The 20,096-nt window shown below is 56.3% G+C and carries 16 protein-coding genes; 7 read left to right on the top strand and 9 right to left on the bottom strand.

What is annotated here, in order from left to right; genetic code table 11:
• Positions 1 to 45: 45 nt before the first annotated feature.
• The 3 genes from hmsP to WFN87_RS13820 all read left to right on the top strand — a co-directional run bounded on the left by hmsP (position 46) and on the right by WFN87_RS13820 (position 5,201).
• Positions 46 to 2,031: a biofilm formation regulator HmsP gene (hmsP, locus tag WFN87_RS13830; protein ID WP_336983211.1), complete on the top strand. Its 1,986-nt coding sequence runs from the start codon at positions 46 to 48 to the stop codon at positions 2,029 to 2,031.
• Between the two features lie 181 nt (positions 2,032 to 2,212).
• A complete protein-coding gene (locus tag WFN87_RS13825; RefSeq protein ID WP_008460613.1) occupies positions 2,213 to 3,499 on the top strand; it encodes a dicarboxylate/amino acid:cation symporter in 1,287 nt (428 codons plus the stop codon).
• A gap of 217 nt (positions 3,500 to 3,716) precedes the next feature.
• Positions 3,717 to 5,201 (top strand): insulinase family protein, encoded by a 1,485-nt coding sequence (locus tag WFN87_RS13820; protein WP_166994841.1) that lies wholly within the window; start codon positions 3,717 to 3,719, stop codon positions 5,199 to 5,201.
• A 116-nt stretch (positions 5,202 to 5,317) separates the two neighbouring features.
• Here WFN87_RS13820 and WFN87_RS13815 read toward each other — a convergent pair whose 3' ends face one another.
• On the bottom strand, positions 5,318 to 6,250 hold the full coding sequence (locus WFN87_RS13815) for a sugar kinase (RefSeq protein ID WP_336983210.1): 933 nt from the start codon (positions 6,248 to 6,250) through the stop codon (positions 5,318 to 5,320).
• Between the two features lie 242 nt (positions 6,251 to 6,492).
• Between WFN87_RS13815 and pdeH the strand changes: the two genes are divergently transcribed.
• Both pdeH and WFN87_RS13805 read left to right on the top strand, forming a co-directional pair.
• On the top strand, positions 6,493 to 7,266 hold the full coding sequence (gene pdeH, locus WFN87_RS13810) for a cyclic-guanylate-specific phosphodiesterase (protein ID WP_213713567.1): 774 nt from the start codon (positions 6,493 to 6,495) through the stop codon (positions 7,264 to 7,266).
• Positions 7,267 to 7,331: 65 nt separating this feature from the next.
• On the top strand, positions 7,332 to 9,398 hold the full coding sequence (locus tag WFN87_RS13805; RefSeq protein ID WP_336983209.1) for an AsmA family protein: 2,067 nt from the start codon (positions 7,332 to 7,334) through the stop codon (positions 9,396 to 9,398).
• 88 nt (positions 9,399 to 9,486) lie between these two features.
• Here the strand turns inward: WFN87_RS13805 and WFN87_RS13800 are convergent, their stop codons facing one another.
• The 4 genes from WFN87_RS13800 to WFN87_RS13785 all read right to left on the bottom strand — a co-directional run bounded on the left by WFN87_RS13800 (position 9,487) and on the right by WFN87_RS13785 (position 13,769).
• Positions 9,487 to 10,812: an MFS transporter gene (locus WFN87_RS13800; RefSeq protein WP_039288941.1), complete on the bottom strand. Its 1,326-nt coding sequence runs from the start codon at positions 10,810 to 10,812 to the stop codon at positions 9,487 to 9,489.
• A gap of 196 nt (positions 10,813 to 11,008) precedes the next feature.
• Positions 11,009 to 11,665 carry a DapH/DapD/GlmU-related protein gene (locus tag WFN87_RS13795; RefSeq protein WP_008460624.1) on the bottom strand — a complete coding sequence of 219 codons (657 nt, stop codon included), beginning with the start codon at positions 11,663 to 11,665 and terminating at the stop codon, positions 11,009 to 11,011.
• Positions 11,666 to 11,755: 90 nt separating this feature from the next.
• Positions 11,756 to 12,814 (bottom strand): inner membrane protein YhjD, encoded by a 1,059-nt coding sequence (gene yhjD / locus WFN87_RS13790; RefSeq protein WP_008460626.1) that lies wholly within the window; start codon positions 12,812 to 12,814, stop codon positions 11,756 to 11,758.
• A 55-nt stretch (positions 12,815 to 12,869) separates the two neighbouring features.
• Complete coding sequence (locus WFN87_RS13785) at positions 12,870 to 13,769, bottom strand: LysR family transcriptional regulator (protein ID WP_008460628.1); 900 nt, start codon at positions 13,767 to 13,769, stop codon at positions 12,870 to 12,872.
• A 119-nt stretch (positions 13,770 to 13,888) separates the two neighbouring features.
• Here WFN87_RS13785 and WFN87_RS13780 point away from each other — a divergent pair, with 119 nt between their 5' ends.
• Positions 13,889 to 14,647, top strand: a complete 759-nt coding sequence (locus WFN87_RS13780; RefSeq protein WP_008460629.1) for an SDR family NAD(P)-dependent oxidoreductase — start codon at positions 13,889 to 13,891, stop codon at positions 14,645 to 14,647.
• 160 nt (positions 14,648 to 14,807) lie between these two features.
• On the opposite strand, the gene yieH is transcribed toward WFN87_RS13780, so the two are convergent.
• On the bottom strand, positions 14,808 to 15,473 hold the full coding sequence (gene yieH, locus WFN87_RS13775; RefSeq protein ID WP_166994834.1) for a 6-phosphogluconate phosphatase: 666 nt from the start codon (positions 15,471 to 15,473) through the stop codon (positions 14,808 to 14,810).
• A 168-nt stretch (positions 15,474 to 15,641) separates the two neighbouring features.
• Between yieH and WFN87_RS13770 the strand changes: the two genes are divergently transcribed.
• The gene (locus WFN87_RS13770) at positions 15,642 to 16,973 is read left to right on the top strand and encodes an NCS2 family permease (protein WP_336706628.1); all 1,332 of its coding nucleotides are present in this window, start codon (positions 15,642 to 15,644) and stop codon (positions 16,971 to 16,973) included.
• 59 nt (positions 16,974 to 17,032) lie between these two features.
• Here the strand turns inward: WFN87_RS13770 and WFN87_RS13765 are convergent, their stop codons facing one another.
• The 3 genes from WFN87_RS13765 to mnmE form a co-directional block, all read right to left on the bottom strand.
• Positions 17,033 to 17,599 carry an NADPH-dependent FMN reductase gene (locus WFN87_RS13765; protein ID WP_008460636.1) on the bottom strand — a complete coding sequence of 189 codons (567 nt, stop codon included), beginning with the start codon at positions 17,597 to 17,599 and terminating at the stop codon, positions 17,033 to 17,035.
• A gap of 17 nt (positions 17,600 to 17,616) precedes the next feature.
• Complete coding sequence (locus WFN87_RS13760; RefSeq protein WP_008460638.1) at positions 17,617 to 18,375, bottom strand: 4'-phosphopantetheinyl transferase family protein; 759 nt, start codon at positions 18,373 to 18,375, stop codon at positions 17,617 to 17,619.
• 319 nt (positions 18,376 to 18,694) lie between these two features.
• Positions 18,695 to 20,059 (bottom strand): tRNA uridine-5-carboxymethylaminomethyl(34) synthesis GTPase MnmE, encoded by a 1,365-nt coding sequence (gene mnmE / locus WFN87_RS13755; RefSeq protein ID WP_008460641.1) that lies wholly within the window; start codon positions 20,057 to 20,059, stop codon positions 18,695 to 18,697.
• Positions 20,060 to 20,096: the final 37 nt, after the last annotated feature.

The raw sequence follows: 20,096 nt of genomic DNA, 5'->3' as shown, positions 1-20,096 counted from the left end.
CTGATGCCGGGCGTGGCGCAGGTTAAGCAAAAGCGGAGAGTCAGCTTGCGAGTCAGTCGTTCCCTAACGATAAAACAGATGGCGATGGTGTCAGCCGTGGCCCTGGCGTTTATTTTCATTTTTATCGTCATTCAGCTGTTCCATTTTGTGCAGCAAAACCGCTACGACACCGCCACGCAAATGGAGAAAATCGCCCACTCCGTGCGTCTTCCGCTGTCTGAGGCCATTTTGCGGGCGGATATTCCGCAGGCCGAGGCTATTCTTCAGCAGATCCAACCTTCGGGCATCATCAGCCGAGCCGACGTCGTGCTGCCCAATCAGTTCCAGGCGCTTCGCATTAGCTTTATGCCGGAGCACCAAATCCCGATGCTCATCACCCGCGTGTTTGAGCTGCCGGTGCAGATTTCCCTGCCGCTTTATTCCCTCGAACGCCCGGCAAACCCGCAGCCGCTGGCTTACCTGGTGCTACAGGCTGATTCCTGGCGCATGTACCGCATTATCATCAGCACGATTTCCACTCTGCTGACCACCTATTTGCTGCTGGCGCTGATTTTGACCGTGGCGATCAGCTGGTGCATTAACCGGCTGGTAGTGCATCCGATCCGCAAGATTAGTCGCGAGCTGAGTAACCTGAATCCTCAGCAAGCGGGTGAGCACCAGCTCACGCTGCCGCCGCTGCACCATGACGATGAGATTGGCATGCTGGTACGCAGCTATAACCGCAATCAGCAGGTTGCCCAGCGTCTTCAGCAGCAAATGAGCGCGTTGAGTACCCATCATCCGGTCACGGAGCTGCCAAATAAGGCGCTGCTGATGGCGCTGATTGAGCAGATGGTGGCGAACGAGAAACGCGGCGCGTTGATGTTAATCGGGAGCGAAACGCTCCAGGATGCGGCCGGCGTGCTGAACGAAGAGCAGCGCGAGATGCTGCTGTTGACGCTGGTCGAGAAAATTAAACCCGTGTTGCCGACCAACGCGGTGCTGACCCAGCTCAGTCAGAATGATTTTGGGCTGCTGCTCTATGGCGTCAGCGACCCGTGGAATGCCATGACGCTGGCACAGAAAATCATGGAAACGCTCAACGCCCGTTTGCCCGTTCAGGCATTGCAACTGAAACCGACCGCCAGCATTGGCATTGCGATGTTCAGAGGGGGCCTCGATGCAGAACAGCTTTATCGCCGGGCGGCTTCGGCAACGCTTGCGGCTCGCCGCTTCGGGAAAAACCAAATTCAGTTCTTCGATCCCGATCAGATGGAGATAGCCCAGCAGCGCCTGACCGAAGAGCACGATATTTTGAATGCGCTTGAGAAGCATCAGTTTGCCATCTGGCTACAGCCGCAGGTGGATATGCGTGACGGGAGCGTGGTCAGTGCCGAAGTCCTGCTGCGCCAGCGCCAGGCTGACGGTAGCTGGAGCCTGCCGGAAGGGCTGATTGAGCGTATTGAAGCCTGCGGGCTGATGATTACCGTCGGTAGCTGGATCCTCGAGGAGTCCTGTCGCACGCTGTCTGCCTGGCAAAGCCGGGGCGTTACGCTGCCGCTGTGCGTCAATCTCTCCGCGCTCCAGCTGCTGCATGAAGCCATGGTGCCTTCGCTCCTGGAGCTGCTCAGACGTTACCGAATCCAGCCCGGCACGCTGATTCTTGAAGTTACCGAGAGCCGCCGCATTGATGATCCACAGGCGGCGGTCAATATCCTGCGGCCGCTCCGCCAGGCCGGGGTGCGTATTGCGCTGGATGATTTTGGTATGGGTTACGCCAGCCTGCACCATCTGCACCACATGAAAGCGCTGCCGATTGACGTGCTGAAGATAGACAAAAGCTTCATCGAAGGGCTGCCGGAAGATAACGCGATGGTGGGTGTGATTATCGCGATGGCCAAAGCCCTGGATCTGAAAGTGGTGGCTGAAGGTGTGGAACAAGAAGCACAGCGCGAGTGGCTGGTGCAGCAGGGGGTTATCTATGCCCAGGGGTTCCTGTATGCCAAAGCGCGCACCCTCGAGCAGTTTGAACGTGAATTTCTTACTGCGTAAATGAAAAACAATAGTTACAAATGTTAAGAGCTGGATCGGTTCAGTTCAAGTTTTTAACAGTTACGTTAACAAAATCGATCCAGGCCACTTCTGCGTTTTTTTTAGGGTGATATGTTGAGTGCCGCAGTCATACCGGTTCCTGAGCCGGGGCTGCGGTTACTCTCCGTTCAAGGATACTCTAATGAAAACCTCACTCTTCAAAAGTCTGTATTTTCAGGTGCTGACCGCAATTGCCATCGGCATTTTGCTGGGTCACTTTTACCCGGAATTGGGTGCCCAAATGAAACCGTTTGGCGACGCGTTCGTTAAACTGATTAAAATGATTATTGCGCCCGTCATCTTCTGCACCGTGGTGACCGGGATCGCTGGCATGGAAAGCATGAAAGCCGTAGGCCGTACCGGCGCGGTAGCGTTACTTTATTTTGAAATTGTCAGCACGATTGCGCTGATTATCGGGCTGGTTGTGGTTAACGTGCTGCAGCCAGGCGCCGGCATGAACGTGGACCCGGCGACGCTGGATGCCAAAGCGGTTGCGGTTTACGCTGAACAAGCTCAGCAGCAGGGCGTTATTGCCTTCTTGCTGGACGTGATCCCAGGTAGCGTGATTGGTGCGTTTGCCAGCGGGAATATCCTGCAGGTGCTGCTGTTTGCCGTTCTGTTTGGCTTTGCCCTGCATCGCCTGGGCCACAAGGGGCAGATGATCTTTAACGTCATCGAAAGCTTCTCTCAGGTTATCTTCGGCATCATCAACATGATCATGCGCCTGGCGCCTATCGGGGCGTTTGGGGCCATGGCGTTCACCATCGGTAAGTACGGCGTAGGTTCTCTGGTGCAGCTGGGCCAGTTGATCGTCTGCTTCTACATCACCTGCCTGCTGTTTGTGATTCTGGTCCTGGGCTCCATCGCCCGCGCGACGGGCTTTAGCATCTTCAAGTTCATTCGCTATATCAAAGAAGAGCTGCTGATTGTACTGGGGACATCGTCTTCCGAGTCCGTTCTGCCGCGTATGCTCGATAAGATGGAGAAGCTGGGCTGCCGTAAATCCGTTGTGGGCCTGGTCATTCCAACCGGCTACTCCTTCAACCTGGACGGCACCTCGATTTACCTGACAATGGCGGCGGTGTTTATCGCTCAGGCGACCAACAGCCACATGGATATCTTCCATCAGATCACGCTGTTGGTTGTGCTGCTGCTCTCTTCTAAAGGGGCTGCAGGCGTGACGGGAAGCGGCTTTATCGTGCTGGCGGCAACCATTTCTGCGGTAGGCCATCTGCCGGTTGCGGGTCTGGCGCTGATTTTGGGTATCGACCGCTTCATGTCCGAAGCGCGCGCGCTGACCAACCTGGTCGGTAACGGCGTGGCGACCGTCGTTGTCGCGAAATGGGTAAAACAGCTGGATGAAAAGCAACTTCATCAGCAGCTGGATAATCCAAAATCTGACAAAAAAGTGACCGAAGTCTCCCACTAATCCGACCAATTGCCCGCAGCGACTTGCCCTCGCTGCGGGCGACTCTGCATAATTACCTTCCTAAACATTCAACATTCTCTATTTTTCACTTTCTTACGTGACGTTTTCGCAGAAATGCGGTCAAACGGATTGGTGAAACGTCACCTATGTCGGTCTGCGGACGTCGAATGCCGGGCCGATGTGCTACTTTTAACCAGGATTGTTTTTAGGGGTTCACATGCAGGGCACCAAGATTCGACTTTTAGCTGGCGGGTTGCTATTAGCCGCAACGGCCAGCAACGTGCAGGCAGAAGCGCTCCAGCCGGACCCGGCCTGGCAACAGGGAACGCTTTCTAACGGCTTCCAGTGGCAGGTTTTGGCCACCCCCCAGCGCCCAAGTGACCGCGTTGAAATTCGCCTGATGGTGAATAGCGGTTCACTCACAGAGACCGCCCAACAAAGCGGTTACAGCCACTTTTTACCGCGCATGCTGTTGACGCAGACCGGCGGTCTGCCGACGAGCCAGGCGCGTTCGTTATGGCACCAAAGCAGCGACCCGGAGCGTCCACTTCCTCCGGCTATCGTCTCCTATGACTTCACGCTGTTTAACTTAAGCTTGCCTAATAACCGCAATGATTTGCTGAAAGAAGCGCTGACGTTTATGTCGACCAATATCGGGTCACTGGCGGTGACGCCGGCAACCGTCACCGCGGCACTGCATGTGCCGGATATGATCGCAACCTGGCCGATGAACACCAAAGACAGCTGGTGGCGCTACCGCCTGAAAGGCTCCACGCTGCTTGGCCACGATCCGGCTGATAATCTCAAGCGCCCGGTTGATGCCGCGCAGCTGAAAGCGTTTTACGACAAGTGGTACACCCCGGATGCCATGACCCTCATCGTGGTGGGTAACGTGGATAGCCGCAGCGTGGCGGAGCAAATCAACAAAACCTTTGGTGAGCTAAAAGGCAAGCGCGACACGCCTGCGCCTGTGCCAACGCTTTCCCCGCTTAACCCTGAGCCGGTGAGCCTGATGACCGACAGCGTGCGTCAGGACAGGTTGTCCCTGATGTGGGACAACAGCTGGCAGCCGATTCGTGAGTCTGCTGCGCTGCTGCGCTACTGGCGTGCCGACCTGGCCCGTGAAGCGCTGTTCTGGAATGTGCAGCAAAGCCTGAGCAAAAATGGCGTTAAAGACCTCAATCTGAGCTTTGATTGCCGCGTGCTTTATCTGCGCGCCCAGTGCGGGATCAACATTGAATCCCCGAACGATAAGCTGAACGCCAGCCTTACCAGCGTCGGGCGTGAACTGTTGAGAGTGCGCGATAAGGGGTTGTCTCAGGAAGAATTCGACGCGCTGATAGCGCAGAAAAAGAATGAGCTGACGAAGCTGTTTGCTACCTACGCGCGTACCGACACCGACGTGCTGATAAGCCAGCGTTTGCGTTCGCTGCAGAATCAGGTGGTTGATATTGCACCGGAGCAGTACCAGAAGCTCCGGCAGGACTTCCTCGACAGCCTGACCGTGTCGATGCTCAATCAGGATCTGCGTCAGCAGCTGTCTCAGGAGATGTCTATGGTGCTGCTGCAGCCTAAAGGCGAACCTGAGTACAACATGAAGGAGCTGAAAGAGACGTGGGATAAGGTGATGGTGCCGGCTGCGCCGCCGCCGGTGACGGACGATCCTAAGCCGGAAGTTTCGGATATTCCACCGGCTTCTTAGCGGTGGGATTGCCCCTCACCCCGCCCCTCTCCCCACAGGGGAGAGGGGGAGCTTGCGCAGACATTTTCTTTTCGTTCCCTCTCCCTTCCAGGGAGAGGGTTAGTGTGAGGGTCATCTTATTGGGGCATTGCATCCAGCGGGATAATCGCCCCGCGATATTGAATCACCGTGCCCGCCGTCAAATGACCACGCTTCGCGGCTTCTTCTGCTGTACCCCCGGTTAAACGCACCGCCAGATAACCCGCGCTAAAGGAATCTCCTGCCGCGGTGGTGTCCACGATTTTTTCTTTTGCCAGACGAAGCGCCGGGACGTCGAGTAGATCCTCGCCGCTGACCGAGACCAGGCAAGACTCAGCGCCTCGTTTGATAACCACTTCTTCTACGCCAGCAGCATGCGTCCGGCGAATCACTTCCTCTGCCGGGACTACGCCCCATAGCGCGTCTTCGTCGTCCAGCGTCAGAAACGCAATATCCGTGCAGGCCAGCATTTGCCGGTAAACACGCTGTGTCTCTTCCGGGCTGGTCCATAAGCGTGGCCGATAGTTATTGTCGAAAATGACTTTGCAGCCGTTCGCTCTGGCCTGCTCCAGCATCGCGAAAAGCTTCTCCCGGCTGGCGTTATTGAGGATGGCCAGGCTAATGCCGCTCAGGTAGAGATAATCAAACCGGGCCAGTTCCGCACATATTTCGCCTGAACGCTCGCTTTCCAGCCAGAACCGCGCCGCTGCTTCGTTACGCCAGTAGTAGAACGTCCGCTCACCGTGGCTATCGGTCTCGATGTAATACAGGCCCGGAAGGCGGTGCTCCAGGCGCTGAATCAATGCCGTGTGCAGGTGTTCCCGTTGCCAGGTGTCCAGCATTTGCTGGCTAAAACTGTCCTCGCCGAGCGCGGTGACATAATGCACTTCCAGCGCGCCTTCGCTGACCTGGCGGGCGAGGTAAACCGAGGTATTTAAGGTATCGCCTCCGAAGCCGCGATGCAGCTGGGCCCCACTTTGAGACAGTTCGATCATGCATTCGCCGATCACGGCAATTTTCTGAGTGAGCATAAGAAACCTGGCGGTTAAATGAACAAAAACGCTGTTTTTCGCATTCTCCGCCGTGGCGAAAAGTGAGTCAAACATTTTAAAACAGCGTTTTGAAAATATTTGATGTACGCCAGGTTATTGTGATTGTGACAAAAATCGCTCCGGCGCATTTTGCTGCGAAAGCGAGCATAAAGTTCTCTATTCCGACGCCGATAACCTTTCGACGAGCCATGTAGCGTTATCAGGGCAAACAGGATGTACAGATGAAGTTGAAGCAGATCACTCACCGGCTGCATACGCTTGAGGCGAGCGTTGAAAGTTTGCAGGAGCGACGATTCTGGCTGCAATGCCAGCGCCGCTACACCTTTCAGCCGATTTACAAAACAGACGGAAAATTGATGGCAGTTGAACTGCTGACGGTGGTCACGCATCCGGCTGAGGCTGACGTACGTATCCCGCCTGACCGCTATTTCTCTGCGATCCCCAGCCGCCAGCGTCTTGCGGTGGTGGAAGAGCAACTGCGTCTGCTGGAAGACTGGGCGCAGACCTTCATCGGTCACGGCATACTGGCCTCGGTGAACGTCGATGGCCCCACTTTAATTGCCATGAAGCAGCATCAGCCGATTCTTGATCTGATCGCCAAACTGCCGTGGGTACGTTTTGAACTTGTGGAGCACATTAACCTGCCGCAGGCGGCAACGCTGGCCGGCATGCACGAGTTTGGCCCGCTCTGGCTTGATGATTTTGGTACTGGCCTGGCTAACTTCTCCGCGCTGAGCGAAGTCCGCTACGACTATATCAAAGTGGCGCGCGAGCTTTTCATCATGCTACGAAAAAGCGATGAAGGGCGGAATTTATTTACCATGCTGCTGCAATTAATGAACCGCTACTGCAAGGGTGTGATTGTAGAAGGCATTGAAACGGTTGAAGAATGGCGAGATGTTCAATCTTCGCCTGCTTATGCGGCACAAGGTTATTTCCTGTCGCGCCCTGTCCCCTTCGAAAACCTGGAAAACGTTCTGATTCGCCTCCCCTGATGTCGTTTCGGTCACGCTGAACTATCTTTTAGTCAGGTAGACCAACATCAGGAGAGGTAAGAAGGATGACGAAAACGGGTAAAATTAGCAGCACAGTCGCCGGGATTTTCTTGTTGTTGGTTGTCGTAGCGATCGTGGCGATCGCCACGTTTGACTGGAACCGGCTGAAACCAACCATCAACCAAAAAGTCTCGACAGAGCTGAACCGCCCCTTTGCCATTCGCGGCTATTTAGGGGTGGTTTGGGCACGAAATAAAGACGAGCCCGGCTGGCGCAGCTGGGTGCCGTGGCCACACGTTCATGCCGAAGATATCCTGCTTGGTAACCCACCTGACATCCCCGAAGTCACCATGGTTCATCTGCCCAGCGTCGAGGCAACGCTCGCCCCGCTTTCGCTGTTAACCAAAACGGTTTATATCCCCTGGCTTCGCCTGGTTGAGCCGGATGTCCGTATTATCCGGCTGTCGGACAAAAACAATAACTGGACCTTTAACCTTGCCAGTGCTGGCGGCAGCGATCCCAATCAAAAACCCTCCGGCTGGTCCTTCCGGCTCGACAATATCCTGTTTGATAAAGGCCGGATCGCCGTGGACGATAAAGTGACCAAGGCGGCGCTAACGATCCTGGTTGATCCTTTGGGTAAACCGCTGCCGTTTAGCGAAGTGTCCGGCCAAAAGCCACAGGGCAAAGATGCGGCGAAAGCGGCAGATTACGTTTTCGGCCTGAAAGTGAATGGCCGCTACAACGGCCAGCCGGTGGAGGGCAGCGGTAAAATTGGCGGTATGCTGGCGCTGCGTAGCGAGGGCGATAGCGCATTCCCGGTGCAGGCAGATGTGCGTTCGGGGACATCGCGAGTGGCCTTCGTTGGCACAGTTAACGACCCGATGAAAATGGGAGGCGTCGATCTCAGACTCAAGTTCTCCGGCGATTCCCTCGGGAATCTTTACGCGCTGACCGGCGTGCTGCTGCCGGATACGCCTCCGTTTGAAACGGACGGCCATCTGCTGGCAAAAATCGACACGGATAAAGGCTCGGTCTTCCGCTATCAGGATTTTAACGGGCGCATTGGCGACAGCGATATCCACGGTTCACTGACCTACAGCCAGGGTAAACCGCGGCCTAAACTTGAGGGCGATTTAGTCTCTAAACAGCTGCGGCTGGCCGATTTAGGGCCGCTGATTGGCGTTGATTCCGGGAAGGATGCCGAAAAGACGAAAAAAGCCAGACAGCAGCGGGGTGACAGGACGGTGCAGCCAGCCGATAAAGTGCTGCCTTACGATCGCTTTGAAACGGACAAATGGAACGTGATGGATGCCGATGTGCGCTTTAAAGGGCAGCGCATTGAACACAGCGGCACGCTGCCGCTGAGCGACCTCACCACCCACGTGATCCTGAATAACGCTGACCTGCGCCTGCAGCCGCTGAAATTCGGCATGGCGGGCGGCTCCATCAATGCCAACATCCACCTTGAGGGCGATAAAAAGCCGATGCAGGGGAAAGCGGATATTCAGGCGCGTCGTCTGCAGCTGAAGCAGCTTATGCCGAAGGTTGAGTCTATGCAGAAAACGCTGGGCGAGCTGAACGGCGATGCCAATCTGAGCGGACGCGGTAACTCAGTCGCGGCGCTGATGGGCACCAGTAACGGCAGCCTGAAGCTGTTGATGAACGACGGGCTTATCAGCCGTAACCTGATGGAAATCGTTGGCCTTAACGTGGGCAACTACATTGTCGGCAAGATTTTTGGCGATGATGAGGTGCGGATCAACTGCGCCGCTGCGAACCTGGATTTACGCAACGGAATTGCGACGCCGAGAATTTTTGCCTTTGATACTGAAAACGCGCTTATTAACGTCACCGGCAGCACAAACTTTGCCAGCGAACGTCTGGATCTGACCATCGATCCGGAGAGCAAAGGGATTCGTATTATCACCCTGCGTTCTCCGCTCTATGTGCGCGGCACGTTCAAGAGCCCGGATGCGGGCGTGAAGCCGGGGCCATTGATTATTCGTGGCGCAGTGGCTGCGGCGCTTGCCACGCTGGTCACTCCGGCGGCGGCGCTGGCCGCGCTGATCTCGCCTTCTGAAGGAAGTGATAATCAGTGCCGGACGATTTTGGGGCAGATGAAGAAGTAAGGCTGCCCCTCATCTCGGCCCTCTCCCCAGAGGGGCGAGGGTGCATCGTAATCCCCTCTCCCTTTTAGGGAGAGGGTGAGGGTAAAAATTACAGCGACTGATGGCGGGTCTCTTTACTCAGCAGCAGCGCAATCAGCGTCAGCGCAGACATCGCCGCCAGATACACGCCGACATAGAACAGGCCATAATTAGCCTGCAGCCAGGTGGCGATATACGGTGCGACAGAGGCTCCAAGAATGGACGCGACGTTGTAAGAGAATGACGCGCCGGTGTAGCGGACTTCCGTCGGGAACATCTCCGGCAGCAGCGCACCCATCGGGCCAAAGGTCAGCCCCATCAGGCTCAGGCCAATCAGCAGGTAGGCCATCACCAGCGCCTGGTTCCCGGAACCCAGCAGCGGCGGGAAGACGAACAGCGCAAACAGAATCATCAGGCTGGTGATCACAATCATGCTCTTGCGGCGGCCAAAAGCATCCGCCAGATAGCCCGCAATCGGCACCATCACGCCAAAGCCAATCACCGCCATCATCAGCATCCACAGCACCTCATTGCGCGAGAAGCCCAGTCCCGCCGGAACGGGCGCGGTGCTGAAGGTCATGGAATAGACCGTCATGATATAGAACAGCGTATAGGTCGCCAGCATGATGAAGGTGCCGAGGATCGTCGCCTTCAAATGTTTGGTCAGCAGCGTGCCCAGCGGGACTTTAACCTGCTTCCCGGCTTTGGCAATCTTCGCGAAAACGGGTGTTTCATGCAGCGAAACGCGGACATAAAGCCCGATAATGACCAGCACCGCAGAGAGAATGAACGGCACGCGCCAGCCCCAGGACATGAACTGTTCGTCGGTCAGCAGCCATGAAAGCAGCAGGAAGGTGCCGTTGGCGAAGAAGAAGCCTATCGGCGCACCCAACTGCGGGAAAGAACCGTACAGCGCGCGTTTGCGCGGCGGGGCGTTTTCCGTGGCCAGCAATGCCGCGCCACCCCATTCACCGCCCAGGCCAAGACCCTGGCCAAAACGGGCCAGCGCCAGCAGAAGCGGGGCGAAGATACCGATGCTGGCATAGCCCGGCAGCAGGCCGATGACAACGGTCGAGATCCCCATCGTGAGCAGGGAAGCGACCAGCGTGACTTTGCGACCGACGCGGTCACCGAAATGGCCGAATAGCGCTGAACCAATCGGACGAGCCACAAAGGCGATGGCAAAAGTGGCGAGAGACTGTAGCGTGGCAGCCGTCGGGTCACCCTGCGGGAAGAAGATGTGCGGGAAGACAATCACCGCCGCGGTGGCATAGATATAGAAGTCGAAGAATTCGATGGCCGTGCCGACCAGCGAAGCAACAACGACTTTTCCGCGTGAGTTTACGGGCGTAGCGTCAGCCCCGGTATCGAGAGTTGTGGCAACGGATGCTTGCATAGATTTTTCTTATTTATGGCGAACGAAAGTCCATTTACGCATAGCAAAAGAAGCATTTCAACGCGCCGCACCGGGCGAAATGGCTCAAAAAACGCGCATTAAGTGGATAATTTTTAAGCCTGCCCGTAACCATCTATGAAATGCTTCACAAAATTTTCAAAATAGAGAATAAAACTGGTTTTAGGTTAAATAAAAGTTACCAGTTAGATTTATCTGCTGAGTTGGTCGGCTTGTCCCAGCGAGCGCAAAAACTGGCTATCTCACCGGATTGAAATTCCGGCAGGTGCGCCATTAATTTCTCCAGCGGCCAGTCCCACCAGGCGATGCGCCCCAGGCTTTCAGCCACCTCCTGCGGGAAACGGCTGCGAATAGGTTTCGCTGGCACGCCGCCAACGATGGTGTACGGCGGCACATCTTTGCTGACCACCGCGCCCGCGGCCAGTACAGCGCCGTCACCTACTGTCACGCCGGGCAGGACGATAACACCGTGGCCAATCCACACGTCGTTACCAATTATCACCCGGTCCTCCCGGCGATGCGCAAAGAATGAGGTATCCCGGCCAACATCAGTGGCGTAGTACTCGGGGCAGTAGGTAAAGCGGTGCTGTGACGGGCGATCCATCGGGTGATTGGGGGCGCCAAGTCGAACGTGGTTGGCAATGGCGGTGAATTTACCGATCTCGCTGTCGGCTACGCAGCAGTGTTCCCCGAGGTAGGAGAAGTCGCCGAGGGTGCTGTATTCCAGCACACTGTTGGCGAGTACTTCACACTGTTCGCCGATGTGTGTTTCGCGCAGGCGAACGCTGGGGTCAATAACAGTTTTTTGGAGTTTGGGTACGGAGGCAGTTGTCATGGCATGTTCTCTGGTCGGAGGTTTAGACAAGTGGACCTGCTAACCTGAAGGTCGGCAGGCCACCTATCCTGACCGGAAATCATGACAGGATTATTTATGCGTTTTTCCCGGCATCCTCGGGTCGTCTTTGTATTCTGCGGTGGCAATCCAGGCCGCGCAGAACAGCGTCAGGCGGGCGAAGAAGTAGAAGAAGGCCATCAGCCCCAGCACCGAGCCAAAAGCGGCCCCGGAAGGGGAACTGACGAGCTTCGGCAGGCTGTAGGTCATGATGATTTTGATCACCTCAAAGCCGATGGCCGCAATCAGCGTGCCGCGAATCAGTGCCTTGCGGCGCGGGCGATGGCGCGGCAGACGCCAGAAGATCCAGAAGAACAGCAGATAGTTGGCAAAAATAGAAATCGCCAGGCCGACCAGATGCCAGACCGGTTTCAGCCATTCGATATCGCCCAGGTGCAGCAGGCCGATCAGCAGCGTCTGGGCCGAGCCGGAAATCGAGGTAATAGACAGGGTAACGATCAGCGCAATCAGCAGTCCAATCAATGAGATAAAATCACGCAGGTATTTTACCCAGAATTTTTCCTGATCCTGCGGGCTACGTTCCCACTTATCCCGCGACTGAGCGCGCACCGCTTCACGCAGGTTGCCCATCCAGTTAATGCCGGAGTAAAGCGCAATCAGCAGCCCGACTAGGCCAACGGTGGTGCGCTGCTGAACCGCGGTATTGATGGTGTTTTTCAGGGTGGCGGCAAGCGTCGGGTCACTGACGTTCTCAAGGATTTTGGCAAAAATGTCTTCGAGCAGCGTCGGGTGAGAGGCAAGCACATAACCGCCTGCCGCGAAGGCCACCATCATGATGGGGATCAGCGACAGAAACGAGAAGTAGGTAATGGCGGCGCCAAACTGATTCCCCAGCCGGTCGTTAAAGCGTTCTGCGGCGCGGAGCAGGTGGGCAACCATCGGCTGCCTGACCGTTTTGTTGACCGCGGATATGGTGCTGTTCACCGCGGCGTTACTGGTTTTAAGCTTCACCAGCGGTTCATTCTCTGCGGGCTCGCCTGGGGCTTCATCCTGCTGGGTTTCGATAGGTATAACAGGCTCATACTCGAGCTCGTGGGTTGGGCGTTTTTCGCGGTTATCCGGCGTCGTCATCGGGTCAATTTTCCTTTTGCTGTGGCAGGATCTTAAGGAAATTATAGTCATAACGCTAATCGACATAGGCTTTCAGTACGTCAGTGAGCCATTCCATAAACAAATGCACTCGTCGGGAGAGGTTGCGGCGATGCGGATAAAGCAGCGAAATCGGCATCGGCTCGGCGCGGTACTGAGGCAAAATTTCCACCAGAGTGCCCTCTTTGAGCTGGGTTTTCACGCCTACGCGAGGTACCTGAATGATCCCCAGCCCGGCGACACAGGCGGCCTGGTAGGTTTCCGTGCTGTTGACGGTGATCAGGCCACCGGTTTTCACCCACTGCGTTGTTTTATCCAGCCAGACTTCAAAGCCTTGTGGGCGGGTGCCGAGATTTTGAGCGTAATGCACCAGGGCATGCGAAGCCAGGTCGTCCAGGCTTTCGGGATAGCCAAAGCGGCTGAGGTAGTCGGGGCTGGCGCAGTTGATCATGGTGAATTTCCCCAGCGGCCTGGCTACCAGACCTGAGTCTTTGAGGTGGCCCACGCGCACCACGCAGTCAAACCCTTCCCGGACGACATCCACCATTCTGTCGCTGCTGCTAAGCTCTAGCTCTATGCCTGGATATTGCTGCAGAAATCCCGGCAGTTTCGGGATGATCAAGCCGCGCGCCAGCGTAACGGGCATATCGATCCTGATGCGCCCGCTGACGCTGGCGGGATCGGTCTGGAACAGGCCGTCGAGTTCATCGAGGTTAGTTAACAGGTCGCGGCAGCGTTCGTAATAGACCATGCCGTCCTGGGTGAGCTGAACCCGGCGAGTGGTGCGGTGCAGCAGGCGCGTGCCGAGTGAGGTTTCCAGCGCCTGGACCTGACGAGAAACGCTGCCCTTCGGCAGCCCAAGCGTGTCCGCGGCGCGGGTAAAGCTCTCCAGCTCCGCAACCCGCACGAAAAGCTGCATTGCGTGTATTTTATCCATCTTATCACCACGTTGTTGCTGAAGATGAAACAGTGATGCGCATTTGGCCATATTTATTGATTTTGTATCAGCTAATAAGCTGCATCTCAATGTCCTGACAGCCAAATAAGGGGTTTATCATGAGTCAACGTATCGCTTTAGTGACCGGCGGCAGCCGTGGTTTAGGCAAAAACGCAGCGCTGAAGCTGGCTGCACGCGGAATCGGTATTCTGCTGACCTATAATAGCCAGCGCCAGGAAGCCGAAGATGTTGTGCGCGAAATTGAGCAAAAAGGCGTGAAAGCGGCCGCAATCCAGCTCAACGTCGGTGATTCTTCTACCTTCGCTGGGTTTGTTGAGCAGGTGAAAGAAACGTTGCGCGAGGTCTGGCAGCGAGACACGTTTGATTATTTATTGAACAACGCCGGGATAGGTCTTGAAGCATCGTTTGCCGAGACCACCGAAGCACAGTTCGATGAAATAATGAACATCCATCTTAAAGGGCCTTTTTTCCTGACTCAGGGCCTGCTGCCACTGATTAAAGACGGCGGCCGCATTCTGAATGTTTCCACCGGCCTGACCCGCTTCTCGCTGCCGGGTAAAGCCGCCTACGCCACGATGAAAGGGGCGATGGAAGTGCTGACCAAGTACCAGGCCAAAGAGCTGGGATCGCGTGGGATTGCGGTGAATATTATTGCGCCAGGCGCTATTGCCACCGATTTCAGCGGCGGTATTGTGCGCGACAACGAACACGTTTCGAAGGCGATTGCAGCACAAACCGCATTAGGGCGTGTAGGTCAGCCGGACGATATCGGCGATGCGATTGCGGCGATTCTTAGTGATGAGACGGGCTGGATGAACGCGCAGCGGATTGAGGTTTCCGGCGGGATGTTCCTTTAGTTTTTTGACCGCTCCCGGCAGGTGACCCTCACTCTAACCCTCTCTCTAAAAGGGAGAGGGGATCGACCGCCGTCTGCTTCCGTGCAATCGAGCAGCCAGAAGGAAGGGGGGTATTTCCCTCTCGCTCCTTTGGGGAGAGAGCCGGGATGAGGGGCAACTTCTACGCCGTAATTTCCCAGCCGCGCGCTTTCCACAAGCCCGGTAACTCAGCCAAATCGGTAAACGTCGTCACCTTCGGATGGTCGATCGGCTTGTTATGCGGATCGGCACAGAAGTAAAACACCTCCATGCCTGCCGCAATGCCCGACTGCGCACCTGCCATAGAATCATCCACCAGAATGCAGCGCTCTACGTCCATGTTCATCTGTTCCGCCGCGTGGAACATCAGGGCCGGGTCCGGCTTCCAGCGCTGAATGTCGTAGCCGCTGTACAGGGCATCCGGGAAGTAGCCGAGCATTCCGGTCTTGCCGAGAGAGTGCTGCATTTTGCTGACCGGGCCGTTGGATACCACGCACATCGGCTTATTGATTTGCGCCAGCAGCGTGTTCGCCCCGGCGATTGCCTGAAGTTCGCTGTCAAACAGGCGGGCAACTTCGGCGCGGTAGATCACTTCCAGCTCGAGCTTAGGCAGGCTGGTGCCGTACTCAGCGTTGATGGTGTCGATAATTTCGTAGAGTTTGACGCCTTTGAAGGTCTTGAAGACATCTTCGAGCGCAAGTTGAATGCCATATTGCGCAAACATATGTACGTAGGCTTTGGAGCAGATGACCTCGCTGTCGACCAGCGTTCCATCGCAGTCAAAAAACACCGCTTCTATCCGGGACATGCCATTTCCTTTCTCTTTGGTTTAACGTTTACTCTATGCTTTTTGCGCAACGCAATCGATCCCGTTGCGGTAATTTCAGCGAAAAAAGTGGATGATTTGCGTTATCCCCCGCCAATTTTGGTATAGGATAGCGGCGTATTTTTTCCTCTTTTAGTTCGGAAACCGATAATGAGCCAACCACAGTCCACTCCGGAAACAACCCCGGGGCTGCTCGAACGCGCGTTCAAATTACGCGAACACGGTACTAACGCCCGCACCGAGGTGATCGCCGGGTTCACCACCTTCCTGACGATGGTGTACATTGTTTTTGTTAACCCGCAGATCCTTGGCGCGGCCGGGATGGATACCCAGGCGGTCTTCGTCACCACCTGCCTGATAGCCGCCTTTGGCAGCATCCTGATGGGGCTTTTTGCCAACCTGCCGGTGGCACTGGCACCGGCGATGGGCCTGAATGCCTTTTTCGCCTTCGTGGTCGTCGGCGCGATGGGTCTGTCCTGGCAAGTCGGCATGGGCGCGATTTTCTGGGGCGCCGTAGGCCTGCTGCTGCTGACCATCTTCCGCGTTCGCTACTGGATGATTGCGAATATCCCGCTTGGCCTGCGCGTTGGCATTACCAGCGGTATTGGCCTGTTTATCGGCATGATGGGGCTGAAAAATGCCGGGATCATCGTGGCCAACAAAGAGACGCTGGTCAGCATCGGGAACCTGACTTCCCACAGCGTGCTGCTGGGGGCGTTGGGCTTCTTTATCATTGCGATTCTCGCTTCCCGTAATATTCACGCGGCGGTGCTGGTTTCTATCGTGGTAACCACGCTGCTGGGCTGGCTGCTGGGCGACGTGCAGTACCACGGCATCGTGTCTGCGCCGCCGAGCGTGAGCAGCGTTGTCGGGCAGGTGGATTTAGCCGGGTCGCTGAATCTGGGCCTTGCAGGCGTGATCTTCTCCTTCATGCTGGTGAACCTGTTTGACTCCTCCGGCACCCTGATTGGCGTCACGGACAAAGCCGGGTTAACCGACGAGAAGGGCAAGTTCCCGCGCATGAAGCAGGCGCTGTTCGTGGACAGTATCTCTTCCGTGACCGGCTCGTTCTTCGGAACTTCTTCCGTTACTGCCTACATCGAAAGCTCATCCGGCGTTTCCGTCGGGGGCCGCACCGGCCTGACCGCGATTGTGGTTGGCCTGCTGTTCCTGCTGGTTATCTTCCTGTCACCGCTGGCGGGCATGGTGCCTGCGTATGCGGCCGCCGGGGCGCTGATTTACGTTGGCGTGCTGATGACCTCCAGCCTGGCCCGCGTGAAGTGGGATGACCTGACCGAAGCGGTACCGGCGTTTGTTACCGCGGTGATGATGCCGTTCAGCTTCTCGATTACTGAAGGTATTGCGCTGGGCTTTATTTCCTACTGTGTCATGAAGCTGGGCACCGGCCGCTGGCGCGAGCTGAGCCCGTGCGTGATCATCGTGGCGCTGCTGTTTGTGCTGAAAATTGTGTTTGTTGATTAAAGCCAGACGCTAAAAACAACAACGCCAGTCATGCGACTGGCGTTTTTTTTGGCCTGGAATCAGGCTTTAACGCGCTTGATATAATCGCCAAAGGCGGTGAGCTGCCCGGTCAGATGGTCGAGCGTGCTTTGATCCACCACTTCGCCGCTCTGCGGGTCGACTTTGTTCTGAATCACGCCGCCCATAAACTCAGGCTTGTTCATCACCATCGCGTCCAGGAAAACGAGGATCTGGCGCAGGTGATACTGGCAGCGCGCGCCGCCGATAGCGCCCATGGAGCTGGTTTGAATCAGCACTGGCTTGCCGGCGAGCGGCTGTTCAGGCAGACGAGAAAGCCAGTCGATGGCGTTTTTCAGGCCACCCGGCACGGAATAGTTGTATTCCGGCGTCACAATCACCACGCCATCAGCCTGGCGGATTTGTGCGGCAATGGCTTCCACGCTCTGCGGGAAACCGTCTTCTTGCTGGATATCGGCATCGTACAGCGGGATATCGCCGATGGAAGGCAGGGCATCTATCTGCATGCCTGCCGGGGCGATGTTCGGCAGCGTACGGGCGACCATCGCGTTAAATGAACCCTTACGCAGGCTCCCCAGTAAAGTCACTATCTTCAACGAATCAGACATTGGTACTCCTTTATGTGTCAGGACGTTCGGGAAAATGTGTTATGCGGCGTTGCTGCCTCTGATGATATACCCGTCAGGCGAATGATGCGCGCCTGAGCGCTTCGGCTGCGAGCTTCAGCATCCGGCAGGGCGTTCCAGCCCTGTTGGCCGTCGAATTCCCACAGCTTCAGGCGCTCCACGCCTGGCGCCACGGCACAGCCCCAGATGAGGATATCTTCCGCATCGCTGATAGCTTCAATATGCGGCTCGTTTATGACGCGCAGACGACCAGAGCCTGGCAATAATTGTAGTGTGCTGAGGCTGGTCTGGGGATTGTCCGTTAGTTTCAGGACGCTGCGCCGCAGCGTATGCAGCTGGGTTCTGGCTTCGTTGGGATCGTTTTGGTTATTGATCCAGGTCATTTCGCTGCTGCTGGACTGAGACGGTGGCACAACCGGGGACGGGGCCTGGAAACTGCGGCGAAGCTCCATGTCCAGCCCGCAGCGCCCTTCGGTTGCCAGCAGCACGCCCACCATGTTACCGGCGTAGGCGATGCTGAAATCCGGCAGTTCGGCGTCGGCAAAGCGCGGGCGACCTGCGGTAGACGTAATGATTTGCGGCAGGCGCTGGGTACCGTACAGCATAAACATCATCTCTGCGACCAGCGTACGCGACGCGAGATAGCGCGTGCGGCGATGTTCTGGCATCAGGCTGGCGGCGTTAAGAATTTCGTCGTTCAGTCGGGGTGAAGTGAGGTTGGGAGGGTTCAGAGCCCATCTTGCAAAATGCGTCGCCATTTGTCGCTCCTTGATAATGGTCAGTCGATGTCATGCTGTTTCGGGTGGCTGAAACAGCGCTCCGCGTCCGATCCTGAATCTTGTCAGGGATCGAAGAGTAGTCTCTGGCTCAATGCGCTGTCATTGATGCTCTTCAATAGCATGAACTATTTTTTGAGCAATATATTATATATTCAATCCTGGGAAAATTCTTAGTGGTTTGCGTAAGTGGAGCACTTAAAAATGTCGTTCTGAAGACATCGTCTTGAAATGATGAAGTATTTTAAATATGAGGAAAATGCCCCGCATTCTGAAGTGTGACGCGGGGCGGCGGTAAGGGTTATTTCCCGATACAGAAGCTAGAGAAGATGCGCCCTAACAGGTCGTCAGAGCTAAATTCGCCGGTGATTTCACTTAAGTTCTGCTGCGCCAGGCGCAGCTCTTCTGCCAGCAATTCTCCGGCCCAGGCACCCAGCAGCTGGGCTTTGCCCTGTTGCAGGTGTTCAGCGGCTTGCTCAAGCGCCTGCAGGTGACGGCGGCGGGCGAGGAAGCCGCCTTCCATGTTGGTTTCGAAGCCCATGCTCTCTTTCAGATGCGCGCGCAGCACGTCAACACCTTCCCCGGTACGGGCGGAAAGACGAACAAGTGAGTGACCATTTACTTCGCTCAGGCCAAGCGTTTCGCCGGTGACGTCCGCTTTATTGCGCACCACGGTAATCGGCAAACGCTCCGGCAGACGGGCGATGAAATCAGGCCAAATCGCCGCCGGGTCAACGGCGTCGGTGGTGGTGCCGTCCACCATGAACAACACGCGATCCGCCTGCTCAATCTCTTTCCAGGCACGTTCAATCCCGATGCGTTCAACTTCATCGCTGGCTTCGCGCAGGCCCGCGGTATCGATGATATGCAGCGGCATTCCGTCGATGTGGATATGTTCGCGCAGGACGTCACGCGTGGTGCCGGCGATATCGGTGACGATAGCCGCTTCACGCCCGGCCAGCGCATTCAACAGGCTGGATTTACCGGCGTTTGGACGGCCGGCAATAACGACTTTCATGCCTTCACGCAGCAGGCTGCCCTGGCGGGCTTCGGCGCGTACCGCGTCAAGATCGCCAATGACCCGATGCAGCTGGGCTTCGATTTTACCGTCGGAGAGGAAGTCGATCTCTTCATCCGGGAAATCGATAGCCGCTTCCACGTAAATACGCAGGTGAGTCAGCGCTTCCACCAGGTGGTTAATACGCGCGGAGAAAGCCCCCTGCAGCGAATTAAGCGCTGAACGAGCGGCCTGCTCGGAACTGGCATCGATCAGGTCGGCAATCGCCTCTGCCTGCGCCAGGTCGAGCTTATCGTTCAGGAAAGCGCGTTCTGAAAACTCACCGGGGTTGGCGATGCGTAAACCCGGCAGCGCCAGAATGCGTTTTAGCAGCAGGTCGAGGATGACCGGGCCGCCGTGCCCTTGCAGTTCGAGAACATCTTCACCGGTAAAGGAATTCGGGCCAGGAAACCACAGTGCAATGCCCTGATCCAGCGCGCTACCGTCGGCATCGCGAAAGGGAAGGTAATCCGCGTAGCGCGGCTTCGGCAGCTTACCGAGCACCGCCTCTGCGACCTCGCGCGCCTGGCGGCCGGAAATACGCAGGATGCCTACGCCGCCACGCCCCGGCGGAGTAGCCTGGGCAATGATAGTGTCATGATTGCTCATCGTTTATCTCAGACCTTGAATCAAAAAGAAAAAGGCG

Source organism: Cedecea sp. AS113, from assembly GCF_037152415.1.
In the GTDB taxonomy this organism is placed as follows: Bacteria; Pseudomonadota; Gammaproteobacteria; order Enterobacterales; family Enterobacteriaceae; genus Cedecea.
Note: the sequence above shows the minus strand (reverse complement) of the source record. Positions and strands in the feature narration are given on the sequence as shown.

Excerpts from the sequence above, each read along its gene's own strand:
- WFN87_RS13825 (WP_008460613.1), top strand. The coding sequence starts at position 2,213 with ATGAAAACCTCACTCTTCAAAAGTCTGTATTTTCAGGTGCTGACCGCA.
- WFN87_RS13820 (WP_166994841.1), top strand. The coding sequence starts at position 3,717 with ATGCAGGGCACCAAGATTCGACTTTTAGCTGGCGGGTTGCTATTAGCC.
- WFN87_RS13815 (WP_336983210.1), bottom strand. The coding sequence starts at position 6,250 with ATGCTCACTCAGAAAATTGCCGTGATCGGCGAATGCATGATCGAACTG.
- pdeH (WP_213713567.1), top strand. The coding sequence starts at position 6,493 with ATGAAGTTGAAGCAGATCACTCACCGGCTGCATACGCTTGAGGCGAGC.
- WFN87_RS13805 (WP_336983209.1), top strand. The coding sequence starts at position 7,332 with ATGACGAAAACGGGTAAAATTAGCAGCACAGTCGCCGGGATTTTCTTG.
- WFN87_RS13800 (WP_039288941.1), bottom strand. The coding sequence starts at position 10,812 with ATGCAAGCATCCGTTGCCACAACTCTCGATACCGGGGCTGACGCTACG.
- WFN87_RS13795 (WP_008460624.1), bottom strand. The coding sequence starts at position 11,665 with ATGACAACTGCCTCCGTACCCAAACTCCAAAAAACTGTTATTGACCCC.
- yhjD (WP_008460626.1), bottom strand. The coding sequence starts at position 12,814 with ATGACGACGCCGGATAACCGCGAAAAACGCCCAACCCACGAGCTCGAG.
- WFN87_RS13785 (WP_008460628.1), bottom strand. The coding sequence starts at position 13,769 with ATGGATAAAATACACGCAATGCAGCTTTTCGTGCGGGTTGCGGAGCTG.
- WFN87_RS13780 (WP_008460629.1), top strand. The coding sequence starts at position 13,889 with ATGAGTCAACGTATCGCTTTAGTGACCGGCGGCAGCCGTGGTTTAGGC.
- yieH (WP_166994834.1), bottom strand. The coding sequence starts at position 15,473 with ATGTCCCGGATAGAAGCGGTGTTTTTTGACTGCGATGGAACGCTGGTC.
- WFN87_RS13770 (WP_336706628.1), top strand. The coding sequence starts at position 15,642 with ATGAGCCAACCACAGTCCACTCCGGAAACAACCCCGGGGCTGCTCGAA.
- WFN87_RS13765 (WP_008460636.1), bottom strand. The coding sequence starts at position 17,599 with ATGTCTGATTCGTTGAAGATAGTGACTTTACTGGGGAGCCTGCGTAAG.
- WFN87_RS13760 (WP_008460638.1), bottom strand. The coding sequence starts at position 18,375 with ATGGCGACGCATTTTGCAAGATGGGCTCTGAACCCTCCCAACCTCACT.
- mnmE (WP_008460641.1), bottom strand. The coding sequence starts at position 20,059 with ATGAGCAATCATGACACTATCATTGCCCAGGCTACTCCGCCGGGGCGT.